Source organism: Haloarcula sp. S1AR25-4, assembly GCF_031624555.1.
In the GTDB taxonomy this organism is placed as follows: domain Archaea; phylum Halobacteriota; class Halobacteria; order Halobacteriales; family Haloarculaceae; genus Haloarcula; species Haloarcula pellucida.
In genome coordinates, this window is the sequence record NZ_JAMQOR010000022.1 from 1 (window position 1) to 699 (window position 699).

A 699-nucleotide genomic window follows, 5' to 3' on the forward strand; every position below is an offset into this window, starting at 1 on the left:
ATTGTTGTCCTCCATCGCGGGACCAGGAGTCGAACCTGGGCCTCGGGGATATGAGCCCCGTGGACTGCCATTATCCTATCCCGCAGCACACAATTCGGAACTCACTCATGGACATCTCTCAGTTCTCCACAGCTGTCCGTCCCTCAATCTAGTCGGCTGGAAGTGAGAGGTCTCGGACTGTTGGAGAATGCTCCAGCCCGGATTCGAACCGGGGGCTCGGCCGTGAGAGGGCCGTGAGTTTGGCCGCTACTCCACTGGAGCGGGTTGGCCTCGTCTGGAACGGGTCGTCCGCCAGTGGATGGATGGCGGTCACCTCGTTCCGTGGAAGTATGCGCCGTCCTCGGTGACACAGATTTCCACGCTTCCAATCGTGTCGATGGACGTTGTTTCACCGAGCGGGACGTGACGGAACGCTTCCTCCTTGCAGGCAGGGCAGACATTCGTTGTCATGACGCCGCGACCCAGATTCGAACCGGGAGACCGGTAGCAGACGGCCACGGCATAGCAGGCCGCTGGGTTCCCCAATACCCAGTCGCGGCACAGTGAGCCGACGAGGATTCGAACCTCGGTCCTGTGCGCCCAAGGCACAGATTGTCATCCGCTGGACCATCGGCTCACTGGACTGCCGAGCGTTCGGCAGTTGATTATCTATCTGTACGACTTTCCAACTGCGCAACCGCGACCGAGTAGTCGTGGTTG

General features: G+C 60.2%; 4 tRNA genes. All 4 read right to left on the reverse strand.

What is annotated here, in order from left to right:
* Positions 1–14: 14 nt before the first annotated feature.
* Positions 15–85: transfer RNA gene (locus NDI85_RS22220), tRNA-Met, on the reverse strand.
* Between the two features lie 103 nt (positions 86–188).
* A tRNA-Glu gene (locus tag NDI85_RS22225) sits at positions 189–261 on the reverse strand.
* Between the two features lie 191 nt (positions 262–452).
* A tRNA-Ser gene (locus tag NDI85_RS22230) sits at positions 453–539 on the reverse strand.
* A gap of 4 nt (positions 540–543) precedes the next feature.
* Positions 544–616: transfer RNA gene (locus tag NDI85_RS22235), tRNA-Pro, on the reverse strand.
* Between the last annotated feature and the right edge of the window lie 83 nt (positions 617–699).